We start from the raw sequence: 14,908 nt of genomic DNA on the forward strand, positions 1-14,908 counted from the left end.
GCGTAGTCCGGCCCGCTGCTGGAAGCGGGGTTGGCGGTGAGGTCGGCAACCAGGCGGACGCCCGCCTGGGACCGCGCGGCCGCCGGCGGACCGGCCACCGTCATCGGCGCGACGACCAGTGCCCCACCTGCGGCGATCGCGCGCCAGCGCCTTTTCCGTGCCCCCGTGTACACCCGGTCCCCTTTCGCGGTCGTACGTTGCCAGGGGGGCGGCTCTCGCCGGGCGTAGACAGTTCTGCCCGATGATGACCATGAGTAACGTGGCACTCGCCTTTCGTATACCGAAATCAGTTCTCCGTAGAATCGGGTGACCGAAAGAAGGGGAGGCGCAGGTGGCGGAGGCCGTACGGTCGCTGGAGCGCGCGTTCGAGCTGCTGGAGCATCTGGCGGACGCGGGCGGCGAGATGGCGCTCTCGGAGCTGACGGAGGTCTCGGGCCTGCCGATGCCGACGATCTACCGGCTGATGCGGACGCTGGTCAACCACGGATACGTCCGGCAGGAACCGTCCAAGCGCTACGCCCTCGGCCCCCGGCTGATCAGGCTCGGCGAGGGGGCGAACCGGCTGCTCGGGACGTGGGCGCGCCCCGTCCTGGCCAAGCTGGTGGACGAGACCGGCGAGACCGCCAACATGGCCGTCCTGGACGGCGACGAGGTCGTCTATGTCGCGCAGGTGCCGTCCAAGCACTCCATGCGCATGTTCACCGAGGTCGGACGGCGCGTCCAGCCGCACTGCACCGGTGTCGGCAAGGCGTTGCTGTCACGCCTGCCGGAGCGCAGGGTCCGGGAGATCCTCGCCCGGACGGGCATGGACGCCCACACCCCCAACACCTTCACCGACCCCGACGTCCTCATGGCGGAACTGGAGCGCATCCGCGAACAGGGCTATGCGCTGGACGACGAGGAGCAGGAAATCGGCGTGCGCTGCATAGCGGTCGCGCTGAGCGCCGGACCCGCGCTGACCGCGCTCTCCGTCTCCGGCCCGTCCGCGCGAATGACCCGCGAGACCGTCAACGACGTCGCCCCCGTCATGCTGGCCGCCGCCGAACGCTTCACCAACGAACTCCGCCCCGCCTAAGGCAGGTCCAAGCGTCCGGGCCAACACAGCCGACAGTCGACGGACGTGCAGCTGAACGGTGGGACCGACGCCGGAGGCGAAGCCCCACCGGGAAGACCTCGAAGCGGTGCCGCGCCCCCAGAAGAGGGTGCGGGCCGCGGGGCGTAGATGGCGATGAAACAGCCGCGCCCACGGTCACGTCCCGGGCAGCCAGCCCGGGACGTGGGTCCAGCCTTAGTCGACCGGTTCGCCTACCAGGACGGTGGGGCGGCCGCCGCGTTCCCAGGTGACGAAGTCGCCCGCGGCCCTCACGAGGGCGGCGGCGAGCCACAGCGCCATGCCCGTGTCGTCGACGATGCCGACGATGGGGAAGACGTCCGGGATGGCGTCGATCGGGGACACGATGTAGATGAGGCCGAGCGCGAGCAGTCCGAGCGTTCCGAACGACATGCCCTTGTACCGTCCGCGCAGGACGGCCTTCAGCATCCGCGGGACGGCGCGCATGCGCTCCCACAGGCCCGGTGCGTCGGGTTGGAGGGTCTCGCTGTAGATCTGCCAAGCCTGCCCGGCGGCGGCCGCGCTGCGCTTCCTGTCCACGGGTCCTCCTCGGCTAGGGGGCGCGCCCCCGCGGCGCCCACGACTCACTACGACGCGACAGACGCCCGAATTGTTCCAATAAGAGGTACATGAGGTCGGCCACAGCTCAGCGCGCGCTCAGGTTGGCCATGCTTTTCGCAGCGGTTTTCAGTTACCCGAAGTGAGTTCTACGTCACTCCGGTGACGATCCAGCCACGGTTCCCGCAGTCGGCTGCGAGTATGGGACGCGGGAACCTCGCTTGGTTCGCGGGATTCGCGCGATTCGCGGGAGGAGCGCCGCCTCCCTGGCCCGGCCGTCCAGCATCGTGGGAGCTGACCGACATGAGCGGCGACCATCCGCACGACCTGTCCCTGCCCCTGTACGGCACCGCGGCGGGCGTCGCCTATGTGGCGCTGCCGCCGACCGCCGTCGACGTGGTCGCCTCGGGGCCGACCCGGCTGATCGTCGCGTGGCCGGGGTTCGACCCGCCGCGGACGGCCGGTGCGCTGGCGGCCGCGGTGCCGATGACCGGCGTGCCCGCGTGGCGGGTCTTCCTCGACCTGCCCGGCGGCCCGTCCGGCGGCCTGGGCTCCGGCGCGATCCTGGAGAGCGAGGCGATCGAGGGCTACGGCGCGGCTGTGGAACGTGCCGTCGAGTCGCTGCCCGCCGTCGTCGCCGAACTCCGCGACGCCCTTGGCCTCCCGGACGGCGCGGACGGGCCAGGGAGCCCGGGCGGGCCGCTCGGGCTCGCCGGGTTCAGCGCGGGCGCCGCCGTCGCGCTGCTCGCGCTGGCGCGGAACGTCGTCCCGGTGACCACCGCCGCGCTCGTCGCGCCCGTCATCGCCCCCTCGCGCGTCGCGCGCGCGGTGGAGAAGCGCGCCGCGCGCGAGCGGACGTGGAGCGAGCAGGCCCGCGCGCTCGCCGACCGGCTCGACCTCGGCGCCCTGGCCCCCGACATCGCCGCGCGCGAGACCGCGCTGCTGCTCGTCGCGGGCGCCAAGGACCGGGTCGTCCCGCCCGGCGAGGTGACCGCGCTGTGCGACCGGCTGCGCGAGGCGGGCGCGCCCGCCGCGGAGTCTGTGACGCTGCGGATGGGGCACGCGCTGACGCCCGAGCCGGGCACCGAGGCGCTGCCCCCGATCACCGAGGCCGTACGGGTGGACGGCGTCCTCACCGACTGGTTCCGCGACCGGCTGGCCGAGCCCCGGCCGCGGCCGCCCGCCGACGTCCCGCCGATCAGGCTCCGCCTTCCCGAGCCGCCGGCCTCCGCGCCGGTGCCCGGTGACGAGCCGAAGCCGCGGGCGACGGCCGTCCACCCGAACTGACCGTCAGTCGCGGGCCAGCACCTGGTAGCGGACGGGGATCACGCCCGCGCCCGTCCCGCCGACCTGCTGCATCGCGGCCTTGGACAGGTCCAGGCAGCGGCCGCCCGCGTAGGGGCCCCGGTCGTTGATGCGGACGATGACCGACCGGCCGTTGTTGGTGTTGGTCACGCGCACCTTCGAGCCCATCGGCAGCGTCTTGTGCGCCGCCGTCAACTCGTTCGGGTTGAAGTGCTCGCCGCTCGCGGTCATCTGCCCCTCCCAGTAGTAGGAGGCCGTGCACGTGCCCGACTTCAGCACCTTGTAGGTCTTCTTCGCCGGCTTCTTCGCCTTCTTGCGCACCTTGGGCTTCGGCTTGACGCTCTCCTTCGGAGCGGGCGCCTCCGAGGGCTTGGCCGACGGCTCGGGAGAGCGCGTCCCGCCCCGGCTCGCCCGGGTCGGGGTGCTGCGCGGCGGGTCGGCGACTGGCGCGTTCACCTGCGGTGATGTCTGTGCGGCGCGGGCCGAGTCGGCGGAGCCGTCGCCGCTGAAGAGGACGAACGCGCCGGCCGCGAGAACGGCCACGGCGACGCCGGAAGCGATCAGGATCGTGCGAAAGCGAAATCGAGGGCTACCCACGAAGGAGTCCTTTGATCGGGGACAGGGCCCCGGACGCCCGGCGTTTGGTCACCGCCGTGTCGCGGTGGGCACGGGTGACCTCTCGTCCCCGTTTCCCTTACCGCTGGCCTGCTCATCAGGCGTGTCCGCGTCATCGCGGAACCGGCGTCCGGCAGGTGCGGCGGGAACGCTTTTTCACTTTTGGTCACCGTAGGCGCCGCACAAGTCCCAGACCGTACGTCGTGTCCGGCCTAGATCACGACACTGGGCCCTACTTTGTGGGGTTTATCACCCTCTTCTTTGCCCTCCGAAGCTGATCAACTCCATTGAGTCATCGGATTTGAAGATCGACTTTACTCGCCATGGAAGGCATGATCACAGCCCGATAACACGCACTCTGGGAGAAGCGAAACGGGGCGTTCCACGCAATGTGGAACGCCCCGTTCGGCGTTTTCCAGGGGCCCCGGGACCGGTTCGGCCCGGCCCGCGGCCCCTCGGGCTCTAGCCCACGTTGAGCACCTTGACCACCTGTCCGATGGTCTGCTGGACGCCGCCGACGCCGCTGGTCGCGGAGTTCGCGGTCTGGCTGAGCTGGCCGACCAGGTCGCCGCCCGGCGTCGGGCCGCGCATCGCGCGCCGTCCCGCGGGCGGGAACAGCATGGACGAGCTGACCGGGAGCCCGGCGGTGTCGGCGGAGCGGACCAGGCCCGGGACCTCCGGCACGCCGAGGATTCCGTCGCCCTGGGCGAGCGTCCCGTTCACGAACCGCCCGCCGGGGAGCGTGCTGGGCAGCGCGGGCGTGCCGCCGACCTGCGCTTTCCTCGCGTTCGCGGACCTGCCCGCGGGGTTGACGCCGGCCACGCCCAGCCGGTTGGTGACCTTGCTCGCCGTGGTGGCGACCTTCCCGGTCGTCTGGACGAGCTTCCCGGCGGGGTCGAGGGGCAAGGGCGCGGGCGTGTCCGCGTGCCGCTCGGCGCGCGGCTCGGCGTGGCGCCCGGCATGCCGGTCGGCATGTCGGTCGGCGTGCAGGCAGTCGCCCGGCTTCTTGTCCAGGGCGCCGAGCGGGAGGTCGGCGGCGCCGTCCAGCGTGCAGCCGACCGGCCCGTCACCTGGAGCGGAGGCGAGGCCCGCCGCGTACGCGGGCACGGTCGAGAGGACGAGCGCGCCGGTGAGGACGGAGACGCTGAGCATGCTTCTGGCGGATCGCTTCATTGTTTTCCCCGGTTGTCGGATAGACCCTGCGCGATGTGTGCGCCCGCGATTTCCCGGCGCACCGTCATCGGGGGACGTTAGTACACAAGAGCACCGCGCACAGGCGATGAGGGAATCCGTTGGGGGAGAAATAAAGATCTACGAGAATGAACCGTTGACATTGCGCTGGGTGTTACGTGCCGATAATTCCCGGCAAGCCGGAAATATTTAGCGGGAGAAAAGGCGCCACCCGGACCAAACGACGAGCGCGCCCCCGCGACATGCGGCGGAGCCCGGACATGCGAAGTGGACGGCCCCGGACGTGCCACGGGGGTGCCCCGGAGCCAGGCTCCGGGGCACCCCCGCCCTGTCCCGCGCGGCGCGCCGCTAGCTCGTGCCCCCGACCGCGATCGCCTCGTCGATCTCCTCCTTGCGGGCGGCCACCTCGGCCGCGTACCGCTCCTCGTCGATCTTCTCGGCGATCTCCTCGTCCTGGTGCATCAGCTCGTCCAGGCTCGCCTTGGCGTGGTCGAGCACGCCCATGTCGGTGTAGGCGGCCTGCACCTTCTCGCCCCACAGCCCGATATCGCGGACACAGGGCACGATCCGGGTGAACAGCAGCGACTGGTAAAGCTGGTACATCGGCGCGTTGTTCGTGTATTCCAGGCACCGCTCGACCGGCATGTCGAGCTGCTCGAAGATCTCGCGTCCCTGGAATCGGTCGCGCATCAGGTAGCAGCCCTCAACGATGAACTCCTCGCGTTCGGCGCGCTCCTTCTCGGTCAGTTCGGCGTAGTAGTCCTTGAGCGCGAGCCGACCGAACGCGACATGCCGCGCCTCGTCCTGCATGACGTACGCGAGCAGCTGCTTGACCAGCGGGTTCGTCGACAGGTCGCGGTAGACGCCGAACGCGGCGAGCGCGAGGCCCTCGATCATCACCTGCATGCCGAGGTAGGGCAGGTCCCAGCGGCTGTCCTCCAGCGACTCCGCGAGCAGCTTCGCGAGGTCCTGGTTGATCGGGTAGTACATCCCGATCTTCTCCTGGACGAACCGCCCGTACAGCTCGACGTGCCGCGCCTCGTCCATGACCTGGGTGGCGGCGTAGAACTTGGAGTCGAGGTCCGGGACGGACTGGACGATGCGCGCCGACACGTTCAGCGCGCCCTGCTCGCCGTGCAGGAACTGGCTGAACAGCCACGAACCCTGGTGGCGCCCGAACTCGTCACGTTCCTTTTGGGACATCTTTTCCCAGATGTCCGAGCCAAGCAGCGGGTTGAACTCGTCGGGGAGCCCGGCGACGTTCAGGGGATCGACCTCGATGTCCCAGTCGATGCGCTTCTGCGCGTCCCACTGCTTGTCCTTGCCCTTCTGGTACAGGCCGAGCAGCCGGTCGCGGCCGTCGTCGTACTCCCAGGAGAAGCGGGCCTGGCCCGCCATCTGGACGTTCCACGTGTCGGTCGTGACCGGCGTGGTGTAAAGGTCATGGGAACTCACGGGGGAAGCCTCCTCCGGGCGTGACGCCGCGCGGTCGCGACGCCGGGGGACGCGGGGTTGCGGGCTGTATTCCACCCTAGATGCTTTACATGTCTTCGTAACATGTAAAGCTCCGGCAAACCAGACCTATGCGAGGCCGTTTCACCTTCCGCGCCGCTCCCGCGCCGGCTTCCCCTGCCGCCCGCTCACCGTGCCTGAAGGGCGTCCAGCGCGACGGCCTGGGCGATCACCAGGCGGCGGTCGAGGCGCGGGTCCCGGATCTCGACGGCGTAGCGGTCGCGGAACCCGAACTTCTTCTCCACCGAGAACACGACTTGGTCGCCCGCGTAGAAGTCGAAGTGGTACGGCCAGGCGAACGGCAGTACGTCCACATAAGGGATGAACTGCCAGACCCGCCGCAGGAGCGCGACGGCCTTGTTGCGCTCGCTGCCGGTCGTCACGCCGAGCCCGGGCTGCTCCAGGTGCCAGGTGGAGGCGAGCAGCGACTTCTTGAAGTCCTTGCGGAAGACGCCGATCGGCTGCCCGGCGGCGTCGGTGACGTCGTAGGCGGAGGCGAGGTCGATGCGCTTGCGCGCCTTGAACCCGAGGAGCGGACGCGTCTTGCTGTCGTCGGCGTACAGGGTGACCTGCTCCTTGAACGCCATCCGCTTCTGCTGCGCGAAGGCGAGCATCTCGCCCTCGGAGCCGTCGGGGTTCTCGGCGTGCACCTCGTACTGGTTCACCATGAACCGCAGCCGCTGCCGCACCAGCAGGCGGTGCTGCGTCTGGAGCCGCTCGTCGTCCAGTGAACTCACCCATCCTGATCGTGATTTTGGGAATCAAAGGCGGAGTCTGCCACAAAACATCCGTTTAAGGTGACAATTCGTCCCAGGTGGGACAGAGGTACTCCGCCTCGCCTTCGGGAGCGGCGCGGGTCAGGACTCGCGGATATGGGAGGCCAGGTAGCCGTGGATCAGGCGCTCGGCCTCGGCGACGATCTCGGGGTCGCCGTCCGGGTCGCGGCGGAACGCCATCTTCAGGACGGCGTCGCCGGCCTCCACCGCTATGGCGAGCGCGGTCGCGAGGCCCGGGGTGTCCTGGACGCCGAACGTCTCGGTGATCATCATGCGCAGCCGTCCGGCGACGACGGCGTTGTTGTCGGCGTCGGAGTCGAGCAGGTTGACGTCCGCGACGTCGCCGAACCGCAGGACGCGGAAACCCGGGAGGGTCCGGTGCATCTCCACGAAGATGTCGATGATCGCGCCGACCGTGTCGGACCAGTCCTCGAAGGTGCCCTCGGCGAGCGTCCTGGAGATCCGTTCGCCGAAGACCTCCAGGTTGCGCAGCGCGAGCGCCTGGGCGACCGCGCGCTTGTCGGGGAAGAACTGGTAGACCGAGCCGATCGCGACCTCGGCACGCTGCGCGATGCGCGTGGTGGTGAGGCCGTCGTAACCGTCCTCGTCGAGGATGTCCGCGCACGCGTCGAGCATCCGTTGGACGCGTTCGGCACTGCGGCGCTGGGCGGGGAGGCGGCGGAGCGGGGTCCGGATTTCGGTCACCCGACCATTGTCACCCGAGCCGGACACGCCATGGCAGGCCACGACCACCATCCCGTCCTCGCGGACACCGGACTCTTCCGGTCAGAACACCACAAGACCCAAAATCCCGAGTGATGTTCGCATTCGGTGGGGATAGGGGACAGGCCGCCGGGCGGGGACGGGAGGGTGCGAGGATGGCGCCATGGAGTCGTTGGACGAGGTCCGCGCACGGATCGACGCGCTCGACGGCGAGCTGGTGCGCCTGCTCGCCGAGCGGCAGGAACTGGTGCGCGCGGCCGCCGCGTTCAAGCGGGACGAGCAGGCCGTCCGCGCCCCCGGCCGGGTGGAGGCCGTCGTCGCGCTGGCACGTGAGCGGGCGGAGGCGGGCGGGCTGGCCCCGGACGTCGCCGAGGCGGTGTGGCGGGCGATGATCGGCGCCTTCATCGAGCTTGAGCTGGACGAGCACACCGCCCGCTCCGACCGGTAAACGCCGCGCCCGGCGTTAGGCGTCCAGGACGGCCAGTTCGACGCGGGCGAGCGCGTCAGGGTCTTTGACCACGGTGAACGCGGCGACCCGTCCGTCCTGGACCTCGATCCGCAGGACGAGCAGCAGCCGCCCGCGCGGCGCGACGACGAGCCCGACCGCGCCGTCCACGAGCGCGGGACGGGCCACCCGCGCCAGCCCGCCGTTGGTGAGCGTCTCGCGCGCGACGTGTTCGGCGCCGCGCATCACGGCCGCGCCGTCCCGCCTGACCACGTCGGGTGCCAGCACGGCGAGGAGGCCGTCGAGGTCCCCGGCGCGGGACGCGGCGAGGAAGGCCTCCACCACCTCCCGCTGCCGGGCGAGATCGCCCGCCGGGACCGTCGCGGCGCCCTGGACGCGGGCGCGGGCCCGGCTCGCCAGCTTCTTCGCGGCGACCGGTGACCGTCCGACGATCTCGGCGATCTCCGCGAACGGCACAGCGAACAGGTCATGCAGGACGAACGCGACACGCTCGGCGGGCCCGAGCCTGTCCAGGACGACCAGCAGCGCGAGCCCGACCGAGTCGGCGAGCACCGCCGCGTCCTCGGGGTCGGCCGCGCCGTCCGGGACCGTGACGAGTTCGGCCAGGTCGCAGGGGTCCTCGGGACGGCGCTTGCGCGAGCGCAGCACGTCGAGGCAGACCCGGCCGACGATCGTGGTCAGCCAGCCGGTCAGGTTCGCGACGTCGCCGGACCCGGCCCGGTCGGCGCGCAGCCACGCCTCCTGGAGCGCGTCGTCGGCCTCGTCCGCCGAACCGAGCATGCGGAACGCGACCGCCCGCAGATGCCCGCGCGCCCGGTCGAAATGGTCGGCCAGTTCGGCCCGCTCGTCCATCGGTCACCTTCCCTCGCCACCTGCCGTCATATCAGTGAGGAGAACGACGAACGAACGAGGAAGCCGACCCGCCCCCATGCTAGCGGCGCCCGCCGCCGGGCCGGGCGCGCGGATCGGCCCGGCCATTCTGCGAGGACGACGTGACCCTGCTCCACCTTGATTCAAGCCATTCCAGCGACTCGGTCACCCGAAGGCTGACCAGGATTTTCGCCGACGCCTGGACGGCGTCGAACGGCCATGCCGGATACCGCCGCCGGAACCTCGCCGCCGACCCGGTCGCGCCGATCACCGCGGCCTACTGCACGCTCGGACGCCGCGTGGAGAGCCACGGGCTCGTCCCGCCGGAGAAGGTCGCCGCCCTGGTCGAGGGGCCGGCCGAGCAACGCGAATGGGACCTGACCCTCCCGCTGATAAAGGAGGTGCACGCCGCCGACACCCTTCTGCTCGGCGTCCCGATGTACAACTTCTCGGTGCCCGCGTCGCTGAAGGCGTGGATCGACCGGATCACCTTCCCCGGCGCCTACATGGAGGACCGGCTGCGCGGCACCCGCGCCGTCGTCGTCACCGCGCGCGGCGGCGCCTACGGCCCCGGGACTCCCAACGAGGCCCTCGATTTCCAGGAGCCCTACCTGCGCGCCTATTTCGGGAGGCTCGGGCTCAACGAGGACGGCATCCATTTCGTCCACGCGGAGATGACGCTGACCGACATCGTCCCGCACCTGGCCCGCTTCAAGAAGCTGACGGCCGACTCCCTAGCAGCGGCCCAGGAAAAGGCGAAGACCCTGGGCGCCACGCTCTGAGCCATTGCCCCGGGCGCTGCCTCCGCGCCGCATCCGCTCGGGTCCTCGTCCCCGCTCAAGGTCGCAGGCGACCGTTCCGAGGACCCGAGCCTGACCGCGGCCGGCCCGCCGGTCAGATCAGCGAACCGCCGGTCGCGTCGATCACCTGCCCGGTGATCCAGCGCGCGTCGTCGGACGCGAGGAACGCGACGACGTCGGCGATGTCGCGCGGCTCCCCTACGCGTCCGAGCGCCGAGATCGCGGCCGACTGCGCCCACGCCTCCTCGTTGCCGCGCAACCAGTCGGCGTTCATGTCGGTGTCGACGAAGCCGGGCGCCACCGAGTTGGCGGTGATCCCGCGCGGGCCGAGCAGTTTGGCCAGGTGGAGCGTGACATTGTCCATCGCGCTCTTGGTGGGCGCGTAGGCGATGATGTTCGGCATCGCCAGCCGGGCCGCCCCGCTGGAGATGTTGATGATCCGGCCGCCGTCCCGCATCCGCTTGACCGCCTCCTGGATGATGAAGAACGGCGTCCGGACGTTCACCGCGAAGACCTCGTCGAACTCCTCCTCGGTGACCGAGGCGAGGTCCTGGTTGCTTCCCTTGGCCGCGTTGTTGACGACGATGTCCACACCCGCGCGCGGCGTCTGCGCGTCGAACGCCTCCCAGAGCCGTGCCGCGTCGCCGCGCCGCCCGAACTCGGCCTGGATCGCGAACGCCTCGCCGCCGCCCTCGCGGATCCGGCCGACGACCTCGTCGGCCTCCTTGCTCGCCTGGGCGTAGGTGAGCGCGACCAGCGCGCCGTCACGTCCGAGCCGCTCGGCGATGGCCCGTCCGATGCCCCGGCTACCCCCGGTGACCAGCGCGACCTTGCCGTCCAGTGCTCCCATCACGGGCCTCCCTTTTTCTTGAACGATCACTCAAGAAGTACCGTAGCACACTTTTTTGAGCGAACGCTCTACAATGGGTTCATGAGCAGAACAGGCGCCACCCGGGGCCGCCCCCGCGGCTTCGACCGCGACGCCGCGCTCGCCCAGGCCACCCGGTTGTTCTGGGAGCGCGGCTACGAGGCCACGTCCGTGGGCGAGCTGACCGCGGCGATGGGGATCAGGCCGGGCAGCCTCTACGCGGCCTTCGGCGACAAGAAGTCGCTGTTCAAGGAGGTCGTCCTCGCCTACGGCGAGTGCCCCAGCGGGGCCTTCATGGGCGCCGCGCTCCAGGAGGAGCCCACCGCCCGCCAGGCGATCGCCCGCCTCCTGCGCGAGGCCGCCGAGATCTACACCGACCCGTCCCACCCAGCGGGCTGCCTGACGATCAGCGCGGCCACCAACGTCAGCCCCCAGGACGACGAGGTCGCCACGTTCCTCCGCGACCTGCGCGCCGCCTCACTCCAGAAATTCGAGGACCGCTTCCGCGCGGCCCAGAAAGACGGCGAACTACCCCCGGACGTCGACCCCCGCGCTCTGGCCCGCTTCTACGCGACGGTCGTCCTCGGCATCTCCCAACGCGCCCGCGACGGAGCCGACGCCGCCGAACTGGCCCAGACCGCCGAGTTCGCCCTGGCGGCCTGGCCCAGCTGAGACTCAGCCGGCGACGCCGAACGGATTGTCGACGACGTACCGCCAGTACCCATCGTCCCCACGCCGCGCGACGTCGGTGGCGGTCCCCTCGATATGGACGGGCCTCCCGTCCGTCGCGGTGCCCTCGATGATCCAGTCCACGATCAACAACGCGACATCGCCCGCCGTGTAGACATGCCGCGGGTTCACCTTGATCGGTACCCCCATCCCCACGAACTGGGCATTGGCGTCATGCGCCAGCTGCCCGGTCACGGGCGCCCCCGGTCCGGGAACGAACACCGCCCCCTCCTCATAGACCTCCGCCACCGCCTCGGGATCGCCGCTGTTGAACCGCTCGGCGAACACCGCGGGCACATCCTCGGGACGAACGGCCAGCCTCCGCGCCATCAGCGCACACGTCCTCTCACCAGGTAGAAATCACTGAGCCACGGCAACGCTAGGAGGCCCCCTCGTGACTCACCAAACGGTTCGCCGCCCCCGTCCGGGCCTGCCCGACGACCCGCACGGGCACACCCCCGAACCGTCCCCGTCCTGCCCCGTGGAAGTCGCCCTCACCGCCCTGAAAGGCCGCTGGACGACGCTGGTGATCCGCGAACTGCTCCGCGGCGAGCACACCTTCACCGAACTCCGCGAAGCGCTGCCCGCGCTCTCCGACAAGGTCCTCTCCGACCGCCTGGCCCACCTCACCGAAACCGGCGTGGTCACCCGCCGCCGCGAACCCGCCTGGCCGTCCCGCACCCACTACGAACTAACCCCCAGCGGCAAGCGCCTCGGCCCCGTCCTCCAATCCCTATGGAACTGGGGCACCGCCCACCCTCACCAAGAGCCGAGCACCGCCGCCGCCCACTGACCCGCCTCGTCGACCAGGGCAAGCTCGTCTTCAGTCAATGAGCGCATGGCGTCCGGACTGAGCCGGAGAAGGACCACATGGCCCTTCACGCGAATCCTGGCTTCGACCACCGTCCTGTACCCGGCGGCGCCAGTGAACGAGTAGGTGGTGACCTTTTCGGGCCTACCGTGGTTGTTGCGCACGATTTCGTCCTCGACCCGCAACCGCAGCGTCCCATAGGGCGGCAGCTGAACGTAGCTGTCTCGGCACTTCCGTACGACCTTGGTCGACATGAGCTTCGCGGCCCCGGCGTCCGGCAGGTTCACGACGACCTCCTGCACGATGAGCGAACGCTTCTGATCCATCCACAGGGCGATGGACGCCCGCCTGCCGAGAGGTCCGACCGCTGCTTTGACCAGAGCGGAGGGCGTCATACCCCACAGACACACGTCCGGCTTCTCTGCCCCCTGCAAGAAGTTGGCCATCAGCCCATCGAAGTAGCCCGCCTTCGGGCCGTACTGCGGCACGTTCGGCTTTACGGGCCTAGGCGGCACAGGCAACAGCGCCTCCGCCACCGGCTCCAATGGGGTGCCGGAAACCGACGACGGCGCAGGCCGCCCAGCCTTCTCACCCCCGCCCCCGCAGCCAGAAACGACGAGCGTTACACCAACAACACCGAACGCAACAACCCGCACCAACATGCGTCAACCCTAGCGATCTACACCTCCAGGCCAGCGAGAATCGGAACATCCACAGTCCCGCACGGATTCAAAGCTGATAAACGACCGGAGGTACAGGCCCGTCCTTGGTGACGAGCCGCACGTCATGCGGGGGGAATGTCGGCAGGCTGGCACCGTGTCCGACGAAGCCCCTCTGACGTTGTGTGGTGAAGCTCAGCGGGAGTACGGCGCCCATCCCCACGGCGGAAACACCGATCAGGAAGGAGGCCATATCATCCGTTACGTCAATCAGAACTAGGGCGAGAACCATAGAGACCACCGAGATGCCGAAGGCGACGCACCCACCGACAAGTCCAACAACCACCCTGCGACGAGTGGCGGCGACGCTTTGCACGGTGTAGTTCAGCGCCCTGCCGCACACCGGACACCGGACCGACCAGCGACGCGCAGGAGCACCGTCCGCAGGCCTTTCGACCAGGTAGCGCCTGCCTTCGTACCTCTGGTACCCCATCCTCCAGGAGTAGCGCATGCGATGGGAAACGAGCGTCCACTGCTTCTGCTCCAGCGGCTGCTCGAAGACTATGGCCATCAGAGCGCTCCCTAAAGCCGGCGATCGCGACGAAAGTGTTTATCGCTGCGAGGGAGATCAACGTCCATTATCCGAGTTGCCGTCGGGACCCCTCCCGCGCCACCCCGGGGCGGAGTCGGCAACCTGCTTCTGACCAGCGGGGGTACGGTTCTGATCATGACGGTGGTGCGGTCGCTGGTGCTGTTCGCGTTGGCGGCGGTCGCGGAGATCGGCGGGGCCTGGCTGGTCTGGCAGGGGGTGCGCGAGCACCAGGGCGCCTGGTGGATCGGCGCCGGGATCGTCGCGCTGGGAGTGTACGGATTCGTGGCCACATTGCAGCCCGAGGCGAATTTCGGCCGGATTCTGGCCGCGTATGGCGGCGTTTTCGTCGCCGGGTCGCTGGCGTGGGGCATGGTGATGGACGGTTTCCGCCCCGACCGCTGGGACGTCATCGGCGCCGCCGTCTGCCTGGCCGGAGTTCTCCTCATCATGTACGCCCCGCGCGGCTAGCGGAAACGCAGGCCGTGGGCGGGGCGGATAGAGTCCCCGCAGGGCGGGGGCGGCGCGCGGCGGCCGTCCGTGCTCGACGATGGGAGGGGTGGCCTGTGGCCGGGACGGACGGGCATTGGGTCGTGCGGATCGTCGAGGCCGACCAGGGGTTCCCCGAGGTGGTGTTGCAGAGTTGGCGCTGGTACGCGCGGTCCGCCACCCGGGCGCGCTTCAGCTATTACGGGCTCGAACTGTCGAGCCTGCTGGTCGCGGCGACGATTCCCGTGTCGGCCGTCGTGTGGAAGAGCTCGACGGTCGCGGCGGTTCTCGGGGCTGTTCTGGTCCTCGTCACCGGTATCCGTCAGGTTGTGGGGTGGCACGAGAACTGGATGAGCTTCTCGCAGACGCGGCACCAGATCGAGAAGGAGATCGCGCTCTACGACATGAAGCACGGCCCCTACGGGCAGGCGGAGGACCCGCGGGCGCTCCTTTGCGCGACGGTGCTGGAGATCGCCGAGGGCGAGGGGCAGCGGTGGACGGCGCGGCGGGCGCAGGCCTCCGCCGCGCCGCCGGTGCTGCCGCCCGCGCCGAATCAGCCCCAGTAGGAGGCGCGGAGGGAGTCCTCCGTCGTGCCCTGCCAGGCCACGAAGCCGTCGGGACGCACGAGCACCACGCCGTCGGTGTCGAGGGTGTGGACGTGCGGGTTCAGGTGGGCGGCCGCCCGCCAGTCGGAGATGTTCCGGCCGCTGAACAGGGTCCAGTGGGAGCCGATCAGGTCGAGGGTGGAGACGGAGTCGTCCACCCAGCGGTGCGGGAAGCGGTGGCCTGGGCGGACGGCGTCGTCCAGGACGTCCGGCGCGGGGTCGTGGGGGGTA

General features: G+C 70.0%; 20 protein-coding genes. 8 read left to right on the plus strand and 12 right to left on the minus strand.

The annotated features are described in order from the left end of the window. Positions 1-331 precede the first annotated feature (331 nt). Entirely contained in the window at positions 332-1,075 is a 744-nt protein-coding gene (locus K2F47_RS27285; protein WP_308198465.1) for an IclR family transcriptional regulator, read from the plus strand. 213 nt (positions 1,076-1,288) lie between these two features. Here the strand turns inward: K2F47_RS27285 and K2F47_RS41525 are convergent, their stop codons facing one another. Continuing rightward, a complete protein-coding gene (locus K2F47_RS41525) occupies positions 1,289-1,651 on the minus strand; it encodes a YkvA family protein (protein ID WP_242908315.1) in 363 nt (120 codons plus the stop codon). Positions 1,652-1,972: 321 nt separating this feature from the next. Here K2F47_RS41525 and K2F47_RS27295 point away from each other — a divergent pair, with 321 nt between their 5' ends. Continuing rightward, positions 1,973-2,956 carry an alpha/beta hydrolase family protein gene (locus K2F47_RS27295; protein WP_242908317.1) on the plus strand — a complete coding sequence of 328 codons (984 nt, stop codon included), beginning with the start codon at positions 1,973-1,975 and terminating at the stop codon, positions 2,954-2,956. Positions 2,957-2,959: 3 nt separating this feature from the next. Here K2F47_RS27295 and K2F47_RS27300 read toward each other — a convergent pair whose 3' ends face one another. From K2F47_RS27300 to K2F47_RS27320, 5 genes are all read right to left on the minus strand, one after another. After that, a complete protein-coding gene (locus K2F47_RS27300) occupies positions 2,960-3,517 on the minus strand; it encodes a septal ring lytic transglycosylase RlpA family protein (protein ID WP_242908319.1) in 558 nt (185 codons plus the stop codon). A gap of 534 nt (positions 3,518-4,051) precedes the next feature. Then, positions 4,052-4,762 (minus strand): hypothetical protein, encoded by a 711-nt coding sequence (locus tag K2F47_RS27305; RefSeq protein ID WP_242908321.1) that lies wholly within the window; start codon positions 4,760-4,762, stop codon positions 4,052-4,054. A gap of 366 nt (positions 4,763-5,128) precedes the next feature. Further along, on the minus strand, positions 5,129-6,235 hold the full coding sequence (locus K2F47_RS27310) for a ferritin-like domain-containing protein (RefSeq protein WP_242908322.1): 1,107 nt from the start codon (positions 6,233-6,235) through the stop codon (positions 5,129-5,131). A 185-nt stretch (positions 6,236-6,420) separates the two neighbouring features. Further along, complete coding sequence (locus tag K2F47_RS27315) at positions 6,421-7,029, minus strand: LURP-one-related family protein (RefSeq protein ID WP_242908323.1); 609 nt, start codon at positions 7,027-7,029, stop codon at positions 6,421-6,423. Positions 7,030-7,149: 120 nt separating this feature from the next. After that, positions 7,150-7,773, minus strand: a complete 624-nt coding sequence (locus K2F47_RS27320; RefSeq protein ID WP_242908324.1) for a TetR/AcrR family transcriptional regulator — start codon at positions 7,771-7,773, stop codon at positions 7,150-7,152. A gap of 181 nt (positions 7,774-7,954) precedes the next feature. On the opposite strand from K2F47_RS27320, the gene K2F47_RS27325 reads away from it, so the two are divergent. After that, on the plus strand, positions 7,955-8,239 hold the full coding sequence (locus K2F47_RS27325) for a chorismate mutase (protein WP_242908325.1): 285 nt from the start codon (positions 7,955-7,957) through the stop codon (positions 8,237-8,239). 15 nt (positions 8,240-8,254) lie between these two features. Here the strand turns inward: K2F47_RS27325 and K2F47_RS27330 are convergent, their stop codons facing one another. Continuing rightward, on the minus strand, positions 8,255-9,109 hold the full coding sequence (locus K2F47_RS27330) for a sigma-70 family RNA polymerase sigma factor (RefSeq protein ID WP_242908326.1): 855 nt from the start codon (positions 9,107-9,109) through the stop codon (positions 8,255-8,257). A gap of 140 nt (positions 9,110-9,249) precedes the next feature. Between K2F47_RS27330 and K2F47_RS27335 the strand changes: the two genes are divergently transcribed. Then, complete coding sequence (locus tag K2F47_RS27335; protein WP_242908327.1) at positions 9,250-9,909, plus strand: FMN-dependent NADH-azoreductase; 660 nt, start codon at positions 9,250-9,252, stop codon at positions 9,907-9,909. Between the two features lie 112 nt (positions 9,910-10,021). Here K2F47_RS27335 and K2F47_RS27340 read toward each other — a convergent pair whose 3' ends face one another. Beyond that, positions 10,022-10,777 carry an SDR family oxidoreductase gene (locus K2F47_RS27340; protein ID WP_242908328.1) on the minus strand — a complete coding sequence of 252 codons (756 nt, stop codon included), beginning with the start codon at positions 10,775-10,777 and terminating at the stop codon, positions 10,022-10,024. Positions 10,778-10,858: 81 nt separating this feature from the next. Here K2F47_RS27340 and K2F47_RS27345 point away from each other — a divergent pair, with 81 nt between their 5' ends. Beyond that, positions 10,859-11,467 (plus strand): TetR/AcrR family transcriptional regulator, encoded by a 609-nt coding sequence (locus tag K2F47_RS27345; RefSeq protein ID WP_242908329.1) that lies wholly within the window; start codon positions 10,859-10,861, stop codon positions 11,465-11,467. A gap of 3 nt (positions 11,468-11,470) precedes the next feature. On the opposite strand, the gene K2F47_RS27350 is transcribed toward K2F47_RS27345, so the two are convergent. Then, entirely contained in the window at positions 11,471-11,854 is a 384-nt protein-coding gene (locus K2F47_RS27350) for a YybH family protein (RefSeq protein ID WP_242908330.1), read from the minus strand. A gap of 64 nt (positions 11,855-11,918) precedes the next feature. Here K2F47_RS27350 and K2F47_RS27355 point away from each other — a divergent pair, with 64 nt between their 5' ends. Next, on the plus strand, positions 11,919-12,317 hold the full coding sequence (locus tag K2F47_RS27355; RefSeq protein ID WP_242908331.1) for a winged helix-turn-helix transcriptional regulator: 399 nt from the start codon (positions 11,919-11,921) through the stop codon (positions 12,315-12,317). On the opposite strand, the gene K2F47_RS27360 is transcribed toward K2F47_RS27355, so the two are convergent. Then, on the minus strand, positions 12,284-12,997 hold the full coding sequence (locus K2F47_RS27360) for a hypothetical protein (RefSeq protein WP_242908332.1): 714 nt from the start codon (positions 12,995-12,997) through the stop codon (positions 12,284-12,286). The genes K2F47_RS27355 and K2F47_RS27360 overlap by 34 nt on opposite strands. A gap of 67 nt (positions 12,998-13,064) precedes the next feature. After that, positions 13,065-13,565, minus strand: coding sequence for a hypothetical protein (locus K2F47_RS27365; RefSeq protein ID WP_242908336.1), 501 nt, complete (start codon positions 13,563-13,565; stop codon positions 13,065-13,067). A gap of 156 nt (positions 13,566-13,721) precedes the next feature. Between K2F47_RS27365 and K2F47_RS27370 the strand changes: the two genes are divergently transcribed. Together K2F47_RS27370 and K2F47_RS27375 are read left to right on the plus strand one after the other, a co-directional pair. Next, on the plus strand, positions 13,722-14,054 hold the full coding sequence (locus K2F47_RS27370) for a YnfA family protein (protein WP_242908338.1): 333 nt from the start codon (positions 13,722-13,724) through the stop codon (positions 14,052-14,054). Between the two features lie 95 nt (positions 14,055-14,149). Further along, complete coding sequence (locus K2F47_RS27375) at positions 14,150-14,638, plus strand: DUF4231 domain-containing protein (protein ID WP_242908340.1); 489 nt, start codon at positions 14,150-14,152, stop codon at positions 14,636-14,638. Here the strand turns inward: K2F47_RS27375 and K2F47_RS27380 are convergent. Then, positions 14,626-14,880: an aromatic-ring hydroxylase C-terminal domain-containing protein gene (locus K2F47_RS27380; protein ID WP_372490935.1), complete on the minus strand. Its 255-nt coding sequence runs from the start codon at positions 14,878-14,880 to the stop codon at positions 14,626-14,628. The two genes, K2F47_RS27375 and K2F47_RS27380, sit on opposite strands and share 13 nt — an antisense overlap. Positions 14,881-14,908: the final 28 nt, after the last annotated feature.

This window comes from Actinomadura terrae (assembly GCF_022751215.1).
In the GTDB taxonomy this organism is placed as follows: domain Bacteria; phylum Actinomycetota; class Actinomycetes; order Streptosporangiales; family Streptosporangiaceae; genus Spirillospora; species Spirillospora terrae.